Genomic DNA, 15,867 nt, shown 5'->3' on the forward strand with positions numbered 1-15,867 from the left:
CTGATTGATATATAACCTAGCGGTATTTATGCAATTACATAAATACCGATCGGCTATATAGAGAGTTATAACGGAATCAGGAGCGGGGAGCGTAAGCGAACACGTCCGCACGCATTTGATGGGCGTCCATCCCGGCTTCGACCAATGCGTCGAGCGTGCCGTAGACCATGGCCGGCGAACCGCTGGCGTAAACGTGCAGCGGTTTCAGGTCAGGGAAGTCCTCACAGACTGCTTCGTGCAGCATGCCGCAGCGCCCTTCCCAACCGCATTGATCGCTGACGACTTTGTGCAGGAACAGGTTGGGCAATTTCAGCCATTCGTCCCAGTGCTCGATCTCATAGAAATCTTCCGGACGGCGCACGCCCCAGTACAGATGCACGGGATGTTTGAAGCCGTTGGCACGGCAATGCTCGATCAGGGCGTGAATCTGGCCCATGCCAGTACCCGCAGCGACCAATACCAACGGCCCATCCGGCAGCTCGGCCAGATGCGTATCACCGAATGGCAGCTCGACCCGCACCATCGCATTGCGTTGCAGCTGTTCGATCAGGCTCAGTGCACTGGCTTCGCGCGCCAGCACATGGATTTCCAGATCGCGCCCGCCGTGCGGCGCCGAGGCCATGGAGAACGCTGATTTCTCACCGTTCTCGCGCTCGATCATCAAATACTGCCCGGCGTGATAGCGCGGTGGCTTGCCGGCCGGCGCACGCAGGCGCACACGCCAGGTATCACCACCCACGTCGCGGCATTCGATGACCTGACACGACAGGCTGCGCACCGGCAGTTCTCCCAGCGCGAGCACGCCATCCCACAGCAGGATGCAGTCTTCCAGCGGCTCGGCTATGCAAGTGTAGAACTCGCCATGGTCGTGCACTTTGCCATCCTGCGCGACGCGGCCTTCAACCAGCAACGCCGCACACACATGACAATTACCGTTGCGGCAGCTTTGCGGGCATTCGTAGCCCAGACGCCGCGCGCCGTCGAGAATCCGCTCACCGGGCTGTATCTCAAGCACTGCTCCGGAGGGCTGCAGGGTTACACGCATCAATCTATTCCTAACTGATTCCAGATGGCATCGATCCGTTGGGTGACGGCGTCGTCCTTGACGATCACGCGGCCCCACTCGCGAGTGGTTTCGCCTGGCCACTTGTGGGTGGCATCGAGGCCCATTTTCGAACCTAACCCTGAGATCGGCGAGGCGAAGTCGAGGTAGTCGATCGGCGTGTTATCGATCATCACCGTGTCGCGCTTGGGGTCCATGCGCGTGGTGATGGCCCAGATCACGTCGTTCCAGTCGCGGGCGTTGATATCGTCGTCAGTGACGATAACGAACTTGGTGTACATGAACTGTCGCAAAAACGACCAGACACCGAGCATCACGCGCTTGGCATGCCCCGGATACGACTTCTTCATGGTCACGATGGCCATGCGATACGAGCAGCCTTCCGGCGGCAGGTAAAAATCGGTGATTTCCGGGAACTGCTTCTGCAGGATCGGCACGAACACTTCGTTCAGCGCCACACCGAGGATCGCCGGTTCATCTGGCGGACGGCCGGTGTAGGTGCTGTGATAGATCGGTTTGACGCGGTGGGTGATGCGTTCGACGGTGAACACCGGGAAGCTGTCGACTTCGTTGTAATAACCGGTGTGGTCGCCGTACGGGCCTTCGTCAGCCATTTCGCCGGGATGGATCACGCCTTCGAGGATGATTTCGGCGGTGGCCGGCACTTGCAGGTCGTTGCCACGGCACTTGACCAGTTCGGTGCGGTTACCGCGCAGCAGACCGGCAAAGGCGTATTCGGAGAGGCTGTCCGGCACCGGCGTCACCGCACCAAGGATGGTCGCCGGATCCGCGCCAAGGGCCACTGACACCGGGAACGGCTGCCCCGGATGCTTCTCGCACCATTCGCGGTAGTCGAGGGCGCCACCACGGTGGCTGAGCCAGCGCATGATCACCTTGTTGCGGCCGATCACTTGCTGACGGTAGATGCCGAGGTTCTGGCGTTCCTTGTTCGGGCCTTTGGTGACGGTCAGGCCCCAGGTGATCAGCGGGCCGACGTCGCCGGGCCAGCAGGTCTGCACCGGCAGCATCGCGAGGTCGACGTCGTCGCCTTCGATGACCACTTCCTGGCACACCGCGTCTTTGACGACTTTCGGCGCCATCGAGATGATCTTGCGGAAGATCGGCAGTTTCGACCACGCGTCTTTCAAGCCCTTCGGCGGCTCGGGTTCCTTGAGGAACGCCAGCAGCTTACCGATTTCGCGCAGCTCGCTGACCGACTCGGCGCCCATGCCCATCGCCACCCGCTCAGGGGTGCCGAACAGGTTGCCGAGCACCGGGATGTCGTAGCCGGTGGGTTTCTCGAACAGCAGCGCCGGGCCCTTGGCCCGCAGCGTGCGGTCGCACACCTCGGTCATCTCCAGCACCGGCGAGACGGGAATCTGGATGCGTTTCAACTCTCCGCGCTGCTCAAGCTGCTGCACGAAATCCCGAAGATCCTTGAATTTCATTGACGATGGCACCCTCAAAATAGGCGTACATCCTACCTGCTCTGACGGGCAAACAGCAGCCCGTCAGAGCCTGGCATCAATCAATTGTCGCTGGTGCCCAGCATCAATGGCGCAAACAACGGGCTCAGTCTGGCGCTGCCAACGTCCGAAAGATGATCGGCATCCTTGTACTGCGAATGGCCGTCGACATCGATGGCGCACAAGCCGTCCTTGCACATCAGCGGCGTCGGATCGATGACATGAATGCCGGAATCAGCGGCGCTCATCGAGCCAAACAACGAAGTGAAAAACTGCTGGCGAGCCAAGTGTTCGTTGAGCGGGCGACCGAGACCTTCTGCCGAACGACCGATGCGTGCCAGACTGGTCAGACGGTCGATGAAGCTCTTGTGTTGCAGCGGCACTTCCTTGAACAGCCAGACTTGCACACCCGCTTCACGCAGTTCGGCCACTTGCGCCTTGAGGGCGGCAGCCATGCGCTGCTCTGCCTGGCGTGGGTTGTCCTTGCGATCAAGCAGGAACTGTAGATCGCCATCGCCGTCTTCACGACCATAAACGTAAAGGCTCCAGTTCGCCGCCAACACCACGTCCTTGATCCCCAGACTCGTGACGCGGTCCATGTTGCGCTGGTTGAAGTCTTTGCACTGAGGGCGCAAGTGGTCATCGATGATCGGCGGGCACCCGGTCAAGCTGTACAACCACACCGGCTGCACGTTGCGCCCGGCATTGCCTTCGATGGCAGGCAACAATGCAGCGGCGTGACTGTCGCCCCAGAACATTTTTGTCGCCGCAATATTCTGATCGCCACCCACAAGGCAGGATTTGGTCAGCGCCTTGTCCGTGCTCAAATGCATGCACTTCGACTGCCCGGCGTTCCACTCGCGCGATTGCGCATATTCCAGCGCTTTGCCGGTCAGACGCTGTGGAACGCCGTCTGCCGAGCGAATCACCGAGCCGGTGATCGCCAGAACCGTGATCGACACCAGACCGCCGACCAATACCGAATTACGGCTGGCAAACACACGCTTCTCACGAAACGGCAGTTCGATGTATCGAAGGCTCAGCCAGGCCAGCGCCAATGCCAGAGCCATCCACGCGACCGCCTCCAGCGGCTGGATGCCGTCGATGGAGATAGCGTTGGCATACACGTAAACCGGCCAATGCCACAGGTACAGCGAATAGGAGAGCAAGCCGACCCACACCAGAACGCGGACACTCAACAGCCGGCCCGCCCACGTTGGGCCCTGTGCGCCCGACCAGACCAGCGCCGTCGTGCCCAATACCGGCAACAGCGCCGCCCAGCCCGGGAACACCGTGGTCCTGTCGAAAGTGAACACCGCCACCAGCACTGCCGCCAGCCCGGCCAGGCCAACGGACTGACGCAGCCATGGCCGCGCGACATGCTTGGGTACAGGGATTACCGCCAGCATCGCCCCGCAGAGCAACTCCCAGGCACGGGTCGGTAGCGCGAAAAAGGCAAATTCAGGTCTGCGCTCGATGTAGATGATGTTCAAGCCGAACGACACCAGCAGCACGGCAAACAACATCCAGCGCCAATGACGGACGTAGCGCATCATCAGCACCATCATCAGCGGGAAGAAGATGTAGTACTGCTCCTCCACCGCCAGCGACCAGGTATGCAGCAACGGCTTGAGCTCCGAGGCGGGCTCGAAGTAACCGTCTTCGCGCATGAACAGGATGTTGGAAATGAACAGCGACTGGTAACGAATCGTCCGTCCCAGCTCAGCCAGATCTTTGGCGGTCAGCAACAGCCAGCCCAATGCCAGCGTCACTACCACAACCACGGTCAACGCCGGCAGGATGCGCCGGGCGCGACGCCCCCAGAAGTCGAGGAAACTGAAGCGCTGTGCGCTGATTTCGCGAAACAAGATCGAAGTGATCAGGAAGCCGGAAATGACAAAAAAAACATCGACGCCGACAAAGCCGCCGCTGAATGTATTGAAGCCGAAATGAAACAGCACGACGGGAATGACCGCCAGCGCCCTTAATCCGTCGATATCACGGCGATTGCCAAACGTGTGCATAACCTTTCTTATCCTTGTAGGTACAAACCGCTCCAGACAAGGACAGTAGCGCGTTACGAAAGTTATGCAGCGCGTACGCAAAAAAAACGCCCCCTTTCGGGAGCGTTCTTTTTTACAGCGTGTGTATTACTTGCGCTTCATCGACAAGAAGAACTCGTCGTTGGTCTTGGTCGTCTTCAGTTTGTCGACCAGGAACTCGATGGCAGCTACTTCATCCATCGGGTGCAGCAGCTTGCGCAGAATCCACATGCGCTGCAGTTCGTCGTCGGCGGTCAGCAACTCTTCGCGGCGAGTGCCGGAGCGGTTGATGTTGATCGCAGGGAACACGCGCTTCTCGGCGATCTTGCGATCCAGAGGCAGTTCCATGTTGCCGGTACCCTTGAACTCTTCGTAGATCACTTCGTCCATCTTCGAGCCGGTTTCAACCAGCGCGGTGGCGATAATGGTCAGCGAGCCGCCTTCTTCGATGTTACGCGCAGCACCGAAGAAACGCTTTGGCTTCTCCAGGGCGTGAGCATCGACACCACCGGTCAATACCTTGCCGGAGCTCGGGATCACGGTGTTGTAGGCACGGGCCAGACGGGTGATGGAGTCGAGCAGGATCACCACGTCTTTCTTGTGCTCGACCAGGCGCTTGGCCTTCTCGATCACCATTTCGGCAACCTGCACGTGACGGGTCGGCGGCTCGTCGAAGGTCGAGGCAACCACTTCGCCGCGCACGGTGCGCTGCATTTCGGTCACTTCTTCCGGACGCTCATCGATCAGCAGCACGATCAGGTGAACTTCAGGATTGTTACGGGCGATGTTCGCTGCGATGTTCTGCAGCATGATCGTTTTACCGGCTTTCGGCGGTGCGACGATCAGACCACGCTGGCCTTTGCCGATCGGAGCGCACAGGTCGATCACACGACCGGTCAAGTCTTCGGTGGAACCATTACCGGCTTCCATCTTCATGCGCACGGTCGGGAACAGCGGGGTCAGGTTCTCGAAGAGAATCTTGTTTTTCGCGTTCTCGGGACGATCGAAGTTGATCGTGTCGACCTTGAGCAGAGCGAAATACCGCTCGCCTTCCTTCGGAGGGCGGATCTTGCCAACGATGGTGTCACCGGTGCGCAAGTTGAAGCGGCGGATCTGGCTTGGCGAGACGTAGATATCGTCCGGGCCGGCCAGGTAGGAAGCGTCAGCGGAGCGCAGGAAGCCGAAGCCGTCCTGGAGAATCTCCAGCACGCCATCACCGGAGATTTCCTCGCCGCTTTTCGCGTGCTTTTTCAGCAGGGAGAAAATCACGTCCTGCTTGCGCGAACGGGCCATATTTTCTATGCCCATCTGTTCGGCCAATTCGAGCAGTTCGGTAATCGGCTTTTGCTTGAGTTCAGTCAGATTCATATAGGAATGACGTAATCATTTATGGAGGGGGGGGAAATTAAGCTTTTGGCTTAATGAGGCCGCGCCGCGGAGAAGGCGACAGGATCGCGAACTAATTCGAAAAGGAGTGCGTCGGCGACGGCTAGCAGGGGGCAATGGAGAAACCAGTGCGGGGCCGAATGTACCACCTGAGTTTCGGAGCGTCTAGCCCTGAATACGCAAAAAGCCCCGCTATTTTGCGGGGCTTTTTTTCAGGCACTTTACAGCGACGCTTAGATGTTGGCGTCGAGGAAAGCAGCCAATTGCGACTTCGACAGAGCGCCGACCTTGGTCGCTTCAACGTTGCCGTTCTTGAACAGCATCAGGGTCGGGATACCACGCACGCCGTGCTTGGCCGGGGTTTCCTGGTTTTCGTCGATGTTCAGTTTGGCAACGGTCAGCTTGCCTTTGTAAGTCTCGGCAATCTCGTCCAGAACCGGAGCGATCATTTTGCAAGGACCGCACCATTCAGCCCAGTAATCGACCAGGACAGCGCCTTCGGCCTTGAGTACGTCGGCTTCGAAGCTAGCGTCGCTAACGTGTTTGATAAGATCGCTGCTCATGGAATTCTCCAGGTTGTAAGCAAAAAAACGTGGCCCATCATAGCCGCCCTTCCCCTGTTCAGGAAGCCGCAGTTGATTGAGTCTTGCTATGGCACTCGATGAGTTTGGGTATAGCTCAAGTCACGCCGTGGCGGGGGCAATGAAGGAAATTCCGGTACGCAGGGCGGCGTTGCGCACGTGTTCCTGCATGGCTTTTTGCGCCGCACCCGACGCTCGGCGCGCGAGGGCCCGGAGGATCTTGCGGTGTTCCTGCCAGGTTTCCATCGCACGTTCGGCGCGGATGAACGGTAGTTTCTGGCTCTCAAGGAACATCTCGGCGCTGGCGGTGAGGATGCTCAGCATCGCCTGATTGCCGCTGGCCAACAGGATTCGTCGGTGGAATTCGAAGTCGAGTTTCGCCGCCGCTTCAAAGTCGCCGACCTTCAATTGCTCGCGCATGGCCGCGACATTGTCTTCCAGCGCATCCAGATCGAACGTGCTCAACGTCACCGCCGCCAGCCCGGCGGCAAACCCTTCGAGCGCATAGCGCAATTGAAAGATATCCAGCGGCGACGCCTGCGCCGCAAACGACCAACCCGGCGCGCTGTCGCCGCGCGACAGCTCCACTGGCGACTGCACGAACACGCCTTTGCCCGGCTGAATACTGACCACTCCCAGCGCGCTCAACGACGACAACGCCTCACGCAACGACGCCCGGCTGACGCCCAGTTGCAGCGCCAGATCCCGTTGCGACGGCAAGGCGTCGCCCGCACCGAAACCCTGTTCGGTGATCAGTTTGCGGATTGCTTGCAGCGCCACTTCGGGTACCGCACGGGAAATCGAGTTCATGGTTTTTCAGACGCGCCAGGCCAATGTGCGGCTAGTTGTAAAGCTATTCGTCGAGTCCGGCAAGTCATGCCCCAGCGGGGTTCGGTGCTGCGGAGCGATGCGCGATAGCGGTGCGAAAAACAACCTGACTGTTCAGACCAGTAAGACCGAACAAACCCGCTGAAACCGTGGCCTGCCACGACGAAAGCCACGTATTGGCACGGCCCATGCTCTGTCCGAACGCAGAAATCACTTCCCGCCGATCCGGAGATTGTTCATGACCAAGCGTTACAGCGCCCTCCTCGCCGCCCTGTTTTCCAGTCTGCTGCTCAGCCAGATCCCCGCTCACGCCGATGGACTCGACGACGTGGTCAAACGCGGCACGCTGAAAGTCGCAGTGCCGCAGGACTTCCCACCGTTCGGCTCGGTCGGCCCGGACATGAAACCTCGCGGTCTGGACATCGACACCGCGAAACTGCTGGCCGATCAACTCAAGGTCAAACTCGAACTGACCCCGGTCAACAGCACCAACCGCATCCCGTTCCTCACTACCGGCAAAGTCGACCTGGTGATCTCCAGCCTCGGCAAGAACCCCGAGCGCGAGAAAGTCATCGATTTCTCCCGCGCCTACGCACCGTTCTACCTCGCCGTGTTCGGCCCGCCAGACGCTGCGATCGTCAGCCTCGACGACCTCAAGGGCAAAACCATCAGCGTCACCCGTGGCGCCATCGAAGACATCGAACTGACCAAAGTCGCCCCTGAAGGCGTGACCATCAAGCGCTTCGAAGACAACAACTCGACCATCGCCGCCTACCTCGCCGGTCAGGTCGACCTCATCGCCAGCGGCAACGTGGTGATGGTCGCGATCAGCGAAAAGAACCCGAAACGCGTACCGGCGCTGAAAGTGAAGCTCAAGGATTCACCGGTCTACGTCGGCGTGAACAAGAACGAAGCGGCGCTGCTGGCCAAGGTCAACGACATCCTGACCACCGCCAAGGCTGACGGCGCACTGGAAAAGAATTCGCAGACCTGGCTGAAAGAGCCGCTGCCGGCCGATCTCTGATCGACTGCGCGGGAGACCTTCATGGCTTATCAGTTCGATTTCATGCCGGTGGTGGAAAACACCGACCTGCTGCTGCGCGGGGCGCTGTTCACCCTTGAGCTGACAGCCATCGGTGCGTTGCTCGGGGTCGGCGTCGGGATTGTCGGGGCGTTGGTGCGGGCGTGGAACATCCGCCCGTTCTCGGCGATCTTCGGCGTCTACGTCGAGTTGATCCGCAATACGCCGTTTCTGGTGCAGTTGTTCTTCATCTTCTTCGGCCTGCCGTCGCTGGGCGTGCAGATTTCCGAGTGGCAGGCGGCGGTGCTGGCGATGGTAATCAACCTCGGTGCCTATTCGACCGAGATCATCCGCGCCGGCATTCAGGCGATTCCGCGCGGGCAACTGGAAGCCGCAGCGGCATTGGCGATGACGCGCTTCGAGGCGTTCCGCAATGTGGTGCTGCTGCCGGCGCTGGGCAAGGTCTGGCCGGCGCTGAGCAGCCAGATCATCATCGTCATGCTCGGATCGGCGGTGTGTTCGCAAATCGCCACCGAAGAATTGAGCTTCGCTGCCAACTTCATTCAGTCGCGCAACTTCCGCGCTTTTGAAACCTACGCGCTGACCACGCTGATCTACCTGTGCATGGCGCTGCTGATTCGCCAACTGCTGAACTGGATCGGCCGGCGCTACATCAGCAGGAGCCGCGCATGAGCGATTTCACCTTCTGGGACATCCTGCGCAACCTGCTCGTCGGCCTGCAATGGACGCTGGCGTTGTCGCTGGTGGCGTTTATTGGCGGCGGCCTCGTCGGGTTGCTGATCCTGATCATGCGCATCTCGAAAAATCCTCTGTCGAGCAACATCGCCCGTACCTGGATCGAACTGTTCCAGGGCACGCCGCTGTTGATGCAGCTGTTTCTGGTGTTCTTCGGCGTGGCCCTGGCCGGGATCGAGATTTCACCGTGGATGGCCGCAGCGATTGCCCTGACCCTGTTCACCAGCGCCTATCTGGCAGAGATCTGGCGCGGCTGCGTCGAGTCGATCTCCAACGGCCAGTGGGAAGCCTCGGCAAGTCTGGCGCTCAATCCGCTGGAGCAACTGCGCTACGTGATCCTGCCGCAAGCGCTGCGCATTGCCGTGGCGCCGACCGTGGGTTTCTCGGTGCAAGTGGTCAAAGGCACCGCCGTCACCTCGATCATCGGTTTCACCGAGCTGACCAAGACCGGCGGCATGCTCGCCAACGCCACATTTGAACCGTTCATGGTCTACGGCCTCGTCGCCCTCGGCTACTTCCTGCTCTGCTACCCCTTGTCCCTCAGTGCGCGCTACCTGGAAAGGAGACTGCATGCCTCTGCTTAGAATTTCCGCCCTGCATAAATACTACGGCGATCACCACGTGCTCAAAGGCATCGACCTCAGCGTCGAGGAAGGCCAGGTCGTGGCAATCATCGGCCGCAGCGGCTCGGGCAAATCCACCCTGCTGCGCACGCTTAATGGTCTGGAATCGATCAACGACGGCGTGATCGAAGTCGACGGCGAATACCTCGACGCCGCCCGCGCTGATCTGCGCAGCCTGCGACAGAAGGTCGGCATGGTGTTTCAGCAGTTCAATCTGTTCCCGCACCTGACCGTGGGCGAAAACGTCATGCTCGCGCCGCAGGTGGTGCAGAAAGTGCCGAAAGCCAAGGCAGCGGAACTGGCGCGAGAGATGCTGGAACGGGTTGGCCTCGGGGAAAAATTCGATGCCTTCCCGGATCGACTTTCCGGCGGCCAGCAGCAGCGAGTAGCGATTGCCCGGGCACTGGCGATGTCGCCGAAAGTGTTGCTCTGCGACGAGATCACCTCGGCGCTCGACCCGGAACTGGTCAACGAAGTGCTCAGCGTGGTTCGGCAACTGGCCAAGGAAGGCATGACATTGATCATGGTCACCCACGAAATGCGTTTTGCCCGCGAGGTCGGCGACAAACTGGTGTTCATGCACCATGGCAAGGTGCATGAGGTGGGGGATCCGAAGGTGTTGTTTGCCAATCCGCAGACGGCGGAGCTGGCGAACTTCATTGGCACAGTTGAAGCAACAGCCTGAGAGAAATACAGGGGCTTCCAGGCCCTCATCGCGAGCAGGCTCACTCCTACATCGGAATGCGTTCACCTGTAGGAGTGAGCCTGCTCGCGATTGACCGCGCAGCGGTCACCGACTTTCTGCGCTGAATCAACGGTTTGAACCGTGCGCGTTGGCGCCAGCGTTTGATCGTGGCACGATGTCGAGGTTATCGACCGAGACCCCCTGACCATGCCGCAATCCCAAGCCAAGAATCTGTCCCTGATCGCCGCAATCGACCTGGGCTCGAACAGCTTTCACATGGTCGTGGCCAAGGCCCAGAACGGCGAAATCCGCATTCTCGAGCGCCTCGGCGAGAAGGTTCAACTGGCCGCTGGCATCGACGATGAGCGCAAGCTCAACGAAGAATCGATGCAGCGCGGCCTCGATTGCCTCAAGCGCTTTGCCCAACTGATCAACGGTATGCCGCTCGGCGCCGTGCGCATCGTTGGCACCAACGCTTTGCGTGAAGCGCGCAACCGCCTCGAATTCATCCACCGCGCCGAAGAAATCCTCGGCCACCCGGTGGAAGTCATCTCCGGTCGTGAAGAAGCGCGCCTGATCTATCTGGGCGTGTCGCACACCCTTGCCGACACCCCGGGCAAACGCCTGGTCGCCGACATCGGCGGCGGCAGTACCGAGTTCATCATTGGTCAGCGCTTCGAGCCGCTGCTGCGCGAAAGCCTGCAGATGGGCTGCGTCAGCTTCACCCAGCGCTACTTCAAGGACGGCAAGATCACCCCGGCCCGCTACGCCCAGGCGTACACGGCGGCGCGGCTGGAGATTATGAGCATCGAACACGCCCTGCACCGCCTGACCTGGGATGAAGCCATCGGTTCCTCGGGCACCATCCGCGCCATCGGCCTGGCGCTGAAGGCCGGCGGACACGGCACTGGCGAAGTGAACGCCGAAGGTCTGGCCTGGCTCAAGCGCCGGCTGTTCAAGCTCGGTGACGTCGACAAGATCGATTTTGAAGGCATCAAACCGGATCGCCGGACCATTTTCCCGGCGGGTCTGGCGATTCTCGAGGCGATTTTCGACGCCCTCGAACTGCAACGCATGGACCACTGCGACGGCGCGCTGCGTGAAGGCGTGCTGTACGACCTGCTCGGCCGGCATCATCACGAGGACGTGCGCGAACGTACCCTGACCTCGCTGATGGAGCGTTATCACGTCGACCTCGAGCAGGCGGCACGGGTCGAACGCAAAGCCTTGCACGCGTTCGATCAAGTCGCGGTGGACTGGGAGCTGGACGACGGCATCTGGCGCGAACTCCTTGGCTGGGCGGCGAAAGTGCACGAAGTCGGCCTCGATATCGCTCACTATCATTACCACAAGCACGGCGCTTACCTGATCGAGCACTCGGACCTTGCCGGTTTCTCTCGCGAAGACCAACAGATGCTCGCCCTGCTGGTGCGCGGCCATCGCCGTAATATTCCCAAGGACAAGTTTGCTGACTTTGGCGACGACGGCGACAAGCTGATTCGCCTGTGCGTGCTGCTGCGCTTTGCGATTCTGTTCCACCACATTCGTGGCACGCAGGCGATGCCGCAGGTGGTGCTGCATGCCAAGGGCAACACCTTGGATGTGGAATTCCCGGAGAACTGGCTGGATGAGAATCAGCTGACTCAGGCGGATTTCGGGCTTGAGGCGGATTGGCTGACGCGGGTGGGGATTGTGCTGACTGTTCACTGATACCCAGCAAATTTGTGAATGACAGGTATAAAAAAGGCGATCCGCAGGGATCGCCTTTTTATTGGGTTCGACTTGAGTGAAGAGGTGAACCTTCCCCCTCACCCCAGCCCTCTCCCGAGGGAGAGGGAGCCGATCTCCGTTGGCTTCAAGGCCTGAGTTCGACTCGGTAGTTCAGGTCGGCGTAACTCGCCCATCCAACCCGGTCAGTCCCCTCTCCCTCCGGGAGAGGGCTAGGGTGAGGGGCTCTTGCTCTTGGCTTTAGCTGCTCACCGGCAAGATCGGGCTGCCCAACCGCTCCAGCAACGTCGCCTGCGCGCTACGCGGGTTCTGGTTACCCGTCGGCGTGTTGCGAATGTATCGGCCATCCGACTGCAAGCTCCAGCTATGAGTGTTGTCAGTCAAATACAACTCCAGCTCTTTTTTCACGCGGGTCAGCAGTTTCTTGCCTTCCACCGGGAAGCAAGTCTCGACGCGCTTGTCGAGGTTGCGCTCCATCCAGTCGGCGCTGGAGAGGAACATCTGCTCGTCGCCACCATTGAGGAAGTAGAAAACACGTGTGTGCTCCAGGAAGCGGCCAATGATCGAGCGCACATGAATGTTGTGCGAAACCCCGGCAATCCCCGGACGCAGGCAGCACATGCCGCGCACCACCAGGTCGATGCGCACACCCGACTGGCTGGCCTTGTACAGCGCGCGGATGATCTTCGGATCGGTCAGCGAATTGAACTTGGCAATGATGTGCGCCGGCTTGCCTTCAACAGCGAACTGGGTCTCGCGGGCAATCATGTCGAGCATGCCCTTCTTCAGGGTAAACGGCGCATGCAGCAACTTCTTCATGCGCAGGGTTTTACCCATGCCGATCAGCTGGCTGAACAGTTTGCCGACGTCTTCACACAAAGCGTCGTCGGAGGTCAGCAAGCTGTAGTCGGTATAGAGACGGGCGTTGCCGGCGTGGTAGTTACCGGTGCCGAGGTGCGCGTAACGCACGATCTCGCCGGCCTCGCGACGCAGGATCAGCATCATCTTGGCGTGGGTCTTGAAGCCAACCACACCGTAAATCACTACCGCACCGGCCGCTTGCAGACGGCTGGCCAGTTGCAGGTTGGATTCTTCGTCGAACCGCGCACGCAACTCGATGACCGCCGTGACTTCCTTGCCGTTACGCGCGGCATCGACCAGCGCATCGACGATCTCGGAGTTGGCGCCGGAGCGATAAAGGGTCTGGCGCACAGCGAGAACGTGCGGGTCTTTCGCCGCCTGACGCAGCAGGTCGACCACCGGGGTGAACGACTCGAACGGGTGCAGCAAGAGGATGTCCTGCTTGCTGACCACGCTGAAAATGTTTTCGCTGTTCTGCAGCAGTTTCGGGATCTGCGGGGTGAACGGCGTGTATTGCAGCTCCGGATGACTGTCCAGGCCGGTGATGCTGAACAGCCGCGTCAGGTTGACCGGGCCGTTGACCTGATACAGCTCGCTCTCACTCAGATTGAACTGCTTGAGCAGGTAGTCCGAGAGGTGTTTCGGGCAGGTGTCAGCGACTTCCAGACGCACTGCATCACCGTAACGACGCGAGAACAGCTCACCACGCAGCGCGCGGGCCAGGTCTTCGACGTCTTCGGAGTCGAGCGCCAGGTCGGCGTTTCGGGTCAGGCGGAACTGGTAGCAGCCCTTGACCTTCATGCCCTGGAACAGGTCATCGGCGTGGGCGTGGATCATCGACGACAGGAACACGTAATTGTCGCCGGGACCGCCGACTTCTTCCGGCACCTTGATGATCCGTGGCAGCAAGCGCGGCGCCGGGATAATCGCCAGACCGGAATCGCGACCAAAGGCGTCGATACCTTCCAGTTCGACGATGAAGTTCAGGCTCTTGTTCACCAGCAACGGGAACGGGTGCGTCGGGTCGAGGCCGATCGGGGTGATGATCGGCGCGATCTCGTCGCGGAAATAGCGGCGTACCCAAGTCTTGAGCTTGACCGTCCAGTTGCGGCGCCGGATGAAGCGCACCTGATGCTTTTCCAGCTCTGGCAGCAGAATGTCGTTGAGGATCGCGTACTGACGGTCAACGTGACCGTGAACCAGCTCGCTGATCCGTGCCAGTGCTTGATGCGGTTGCAGACCATCGGCACCCGCCTGCTCACGGGCGAAGGTGATCTGCTTCTTCAGGCCGGCGACACGGATTTCAAAGAATTCGTCGAGGTTGCTGGAAAAGATCAGCAGGAACTTCAAGCGCTCCAGCAACGGATAGGACTCGTCCAGCGCCTGTTCCAGCACGCGGATGTTGAATTGCAGTTGCGAGAGCTCGCGGTGGATGTACAGGCTGCTGTCATCCAGGCCCGGAATGGCAATCGCCGGCACCGCCGCCGCAGGTTCGGCCGCCGGCGCGGGTGGCGCAGGCTCCAGTTCCGGCGGGGTCTCGGTGATTTGCTCGACCACCGGTTGAGCTTCTTTTACTGCAACTTCCGTGAGTCCTTCGGTATTCATTGAATGTTCCTGGGAGGGCTATTTCTGCTCTCGTAACAATTGAGCGGCGCGGACAGCAAAGTAAGTCAGGATGCCATCAGCGCCGGCACGTTTAAAGGCGGTCAGTGATTCGAGAATCACCGCCTCGCTCAACCAGCCATTCTGGATCGCCGCCATATGCATGGCGTATTCGCCGCTAACCTGATAGACGAAGGTCGGCACTTTGAAGGCATCTTTTACCCGGAAAAGAATGTCCAGGTAGGGCATGCCCGGTTTGACCATGACCATGTCCGCGCCTTCAGACAAGTCTGCACCGACTTCGTGCAGCGCTTCGTCGCTGTTGGCCGGGTCCATCTGATAAGAGGCCTTGTTGGCCTTGCCGAGGTTCGATGCCGAACCGACCGCATCGCGGAACGGGCCGTAATAGGCGCTGGCGTACTTGGCCGAGTAGGCCATGATCCGCACGTTGACGTGACCGGCGATTTCCAGCGCTTCGCGAATCGCCTGAATGCGACCGTCCATCATGTCCGACGGCGCGACAACCTGAGCGCCAGCTTCGGCATGGGACAAGGCCTGACGGACCAGTGCGTCGACAGTGATGTCGTTCTGCACGTAGCCCGCTTCATCGAGTATGCCGTCCTGGCCGTGGGTGGTGAACGGGTCAAGCGCGACATCGGTAATGACACCCAGTTCCGGGAAACGCTCACGCAGCGCGCGGGTGGCGCGCTGGGCGATGCCTTCGGGGTTCCAGGCTTCAGCGGCGTCGAGGGATTTCAGTTCAGGAGGTGTGACCGGGAACAGCGCCAGCGCCGGAATCCCCAGCTCGACCCATTTGGCCGCTTCTTCGAGCAGCAGATCGATAGTCAGCCGCTCTACCCCGGGCATCGAGGCCACGGCTTCGCGGCGATTCTCACCGTCGAGCACGAACACCGGCAGGATTAGATCATCGACCGTCAGCACATTTTCCCGCACCAGCCGACGCGAAAAATCATCACGACGATTGCGGCGCAGGCGCGTGGCAGGGAACAGACGGTTGGCTGGGGTAAAGCTCACGGCGGACTCCTGAGCCCGCGCAAACGGGCGAGCGTGACAGTTATAGACGGCCATTATGACGAACAGATGACAGTTGTGTGAGGCCCGTGACATGTAGCCGCATTCCATTCTCAGTGTAGGAATTGTTCACGTCGAGACACATTTGGACACTTTCATGAATGTGTCCGAAGGGTTAGGCTGCGCGTTCATT

The 15,867-nt window shown here is 60.0% G+C and carries 13 protein-coding genes; 5 read left to right on the forward strand and 8 right to left on the reverse strand.

The features are described from left to right. Positions 1 to 76: 76 nt before the first annotated feature. The 6 genes from U6037_RS27950 to U6037_RS27975 all read right to left on the reverse strand — a co-directional run bounded on the left by U6037_RS27950 (position 77) and on the right by U6037_RS27975 (position 7,348). Positions 77 to 1,045, reverse strand: a complete 969-nt coding sequence (locus U6037_RS27950; protein WP_016985911.1) for a CDP-6-deoxy-delta-3,4-glucoseen reductase — start codon at positions 1,043 to 1,045, stop codon at positions 77 to 79. Then, on the reverse strand, positions 1,045 to 2,511 hold the full coding sequence (ubiD, locus tag U6037_RS27955; protein ID WP_322845205.1) for a 4-hydroxy-3-polyprenylbenzoate decarboxylase: 1,467 nt from the start codon (positions 2,509 to 2,511) through the stop codon (positions 1,045 to 1,047). Before ubiD ends, U6037_RS27950 begins: the two co-directional genes overlap by 1 nt. An 80-nt stretch (positions 2,512 to 2,591) precedes the next feature. Beyond that, positions 2,592 to 4,553 carry an acyltransferase family protein gene (locus tag U6037_RS27960; protein ID WP_322845206.1) on the reverse strand — a complete coding sequence of 654 codons (1,962 nt, stop codon included), beginning with the start codon at positions 4,551 to 4,553 and terminating at the stop codon, positions 2,592 to 2,594. 126 nt (positions 4,554 to 4,679) lie between these two features. Continuing rightward, entirely contained in the window at positions 4,680 to 5,939 is a 1,260-nt protein-coding gene (gene rho / locus U6037_RS27965; protein ID WP_003229334.1) for a transcription termination factor Rho, read from the reverse strand. A 251-nt stretch (positions 5,940 to 6,190) separates the two neighbouring features. Beyond that, the gene (gene trxA / locus U6037_RS27970) at positions 6,191 to 6,520 is read right to left on the reverse strand and encodes a thioredoxin TrxA (RefSeq protein ID WP_003206727.1); all 330 of its coding nucleotides are present in this window, start codon (positions 6,518 to 6,520) and stop codon (positions 6,191 to 6,193) included. Positions 6,521 to 6,640: 120 nt separating this feature from the next. Then, a complete protein-coding gene (locus U6037_RS27975; RefSeq protein WP_064116362.1) occupies positions 6,641 to 7,348 on the reverse strand; it encodes a FadR/GntR family transcriptional regulator in 708 nt (235 codons plus the stop codon). Positions 7,349 to 7,604: 256 nt separating this feature from the next. On the opposite strand from U6037_RS27975, the gene U6037_RS27980 reads away from it, so the two are divergent. The 5 genes from U6037_RS27980 (at position 7,605) to ppx (ending at position 12,161) form a co-directional block, all read left to right on the forward strand. Further along, positions 7,605 to 8,390, forward strand: a complete 786-nt coding sequence (locus U6037_RS27980; protein ID WP_322845207.1) for a transporter substrate-binding domain-containing protein — start codon at positions 7,605 to 7,607, stop codon at positions 8,388 to 8,390. A 21-nt stretch (positions 8,391 to 8,411) separates the two neighbouring features. Beyond that, positions 8,412 to 9,080: an amino acid ABC transporter permease gene (locus U6037_RS27985; protein ID WP_322845208.1), complete on the forward strand. Its 669-nt coding sequence runs from the start codon at positions 8,412 to 8,414 to the stop codon at positions 9,078 to 9,080. After that, positions 9,077 to 9,727 (forward strand): amino acid ABC transporter permease, encoded by a 651-nt coding sequence (locus U6037_RS27990; protein WP_110718085.1) that lies wholly within the window; start codon positions 9,077 to 9,079, stop codon positions 9,725 to 9,727. The genes U6037_RS27985 and U6037_RS27990 overlap by 4 nt, the downstream gene beginning before the upstream one ends. Next, entirely contained in the window at positions 9,714 to 10,451 is a 738-nt protein-coding gene (locus U6037_RS27995; RefSeq protein ID WP_007911148.1) for an amino acid ABC transporter ATP-binding protein, read from the forward strand. Before U6037_RS27990 ends, U6037_RS27995 begins: the two co-directional genes overlap by 14 nt. Before the next feature lie 207 nt (positions 10,452 to 10,658). Continuing rightward, positions 10,659 to 12,161 (forward strand): exopolyphosphatase, encoded by a 1,503-nt coding sequence (ppx, locus tag U6037_RS28000; protein WP_016985904.1) that lies wholly within the window; start codon positions 10,659 to 10,661, stop codon positions 12,159 to 12,161. Positions 12,162 to 12,419: 258 nt separating this feature from the next. On the opposite strand, the gene ppk1 is transcribed toward ppx, so the two are convergent. After that, positions 12,420 to 14,645 carry a polyphosphate kinase 1 gene (ppk1, locus tag U6037_RS28005; RefSeq protein ID WP_322845209.1) on the reverse strand — a complete coding sequence of 742 codons (2,226 nt, stop codon included), beginning with the start codon at positions 14,643 to 14,645 and terminating at the stop codon, positions 12,420 to 12,422. 18 nt (positions 14,646 to 14,663) lie between these two features. Then, positions 14,664 to 15,677: a porphobilinogen synthase gene (hemB, locus tag U6037_RS28010; RefSeq protein WP_150749815.1), complete on the reverse strand. Its 1,014-nt coding sequence runs from the start codon at positions 15,675 to 15,677 to the stop codon at positions 14,664 to 14,666. Positions 15,678 to 15,867 lie beyond the last annotated feature (190 nt).

Source organism: Pseudomonas sp. B33.4 (assembly GCF_034555375.1).
In the GTDB taxonomy this organism is placed as follows: domain Bacteria; phylum Pseudomonadota; class Gammaproteobacteria; order Pseudomonadales; family Pseudomonadaceae; genus Aquipseudomonas.

Excerpts from the sequence above, each read along its gene's own strand:
- U6037_RS27950 (WP_016985911.1), bottom strand. The coding sequence starts at position 1,045 with ATGCGTGTAACCCTGCAGCCCTCCGGAGCAGTGCTTGAGATACAGCCC.
- ubiD (WP_322845205.1), bottom strand. The coding sequence starts at position 2,511 with ATGAAATTCAAGGATCTTCGGGATTTCGTGCAGCAGCTTGAGCAGCGC.
- U6037_RS27960 (WP_322845206.1), bottom strand. The coding sequence starts at position 4,553 with ATGCACACGTTTGGCAATCGCCGTGATATCGACGGATTAAGGGCGCTG.
- rho (WP_003229334.1), bottom strand. The coding sequence starts at position 5,939 with ATGAATCTGACTGAACTCAAGCAAAAGCCGATTACCGAACTGCTCGAA.
- trxA (WP_003206727.1), bottom strand. The coding sequence starts at position 6,520 with ATGAGCAGCGATCTTATCAAACACGTTAGCGACGCTAGCTTCGAAGCC.
- U6037_RS27975 (WP_064116362.1), bottom strand. The coding sequence starts at position 7,348 with ATGAACTCGATTTCCCGTGCGGTACCCGAAGTGGCGCTGCAAGCAATC.
- U6037_RS27980 (WP_322845207.1), top strand. The coding sequence starts at position 7,605 with ATGACCAAGCGTTACAGCGCCCTCCTCGCCGCCCTGTTTTCCAGTCTG.
- U6037_RS27985 (WP_322845208.1), top strand. The coding sequence starts at position 8,412 with ATGGCTTATCAGTTCGATTTCATGCCGGTGGTGGAAAACACCGACCTG.
- U6037_RS27990 (WP_110718085.1), top strand. The coding sequence starts at position 9,077 with ATGAGCGATTTCACCTTCTGGGACATCCTGCGCAACCTGCTCGTCGGC.
- U6037_RS27995 (WP_007911148.1), top strand. The coding sequence starts at position 9,714 with ATGCCTCTGCTTAGAATTTCCGCCCTGCATAAATACTACGGCGATCAC.
- ppx (WP_016985904.1), top strand. The coding sequence starts at position 10,659 with ATGCCGCAATCCCAAGCCAAGAATCTGTCCCTGATCGCCGCAATCGAC.
- ppk1 (WP_322845209.1), bottom strand. The coding sequence starts at position 14,645 with ATGAATACCGAAGGACTCACGGAAGTTGCAGTAAAAGAAGCTCAACCG.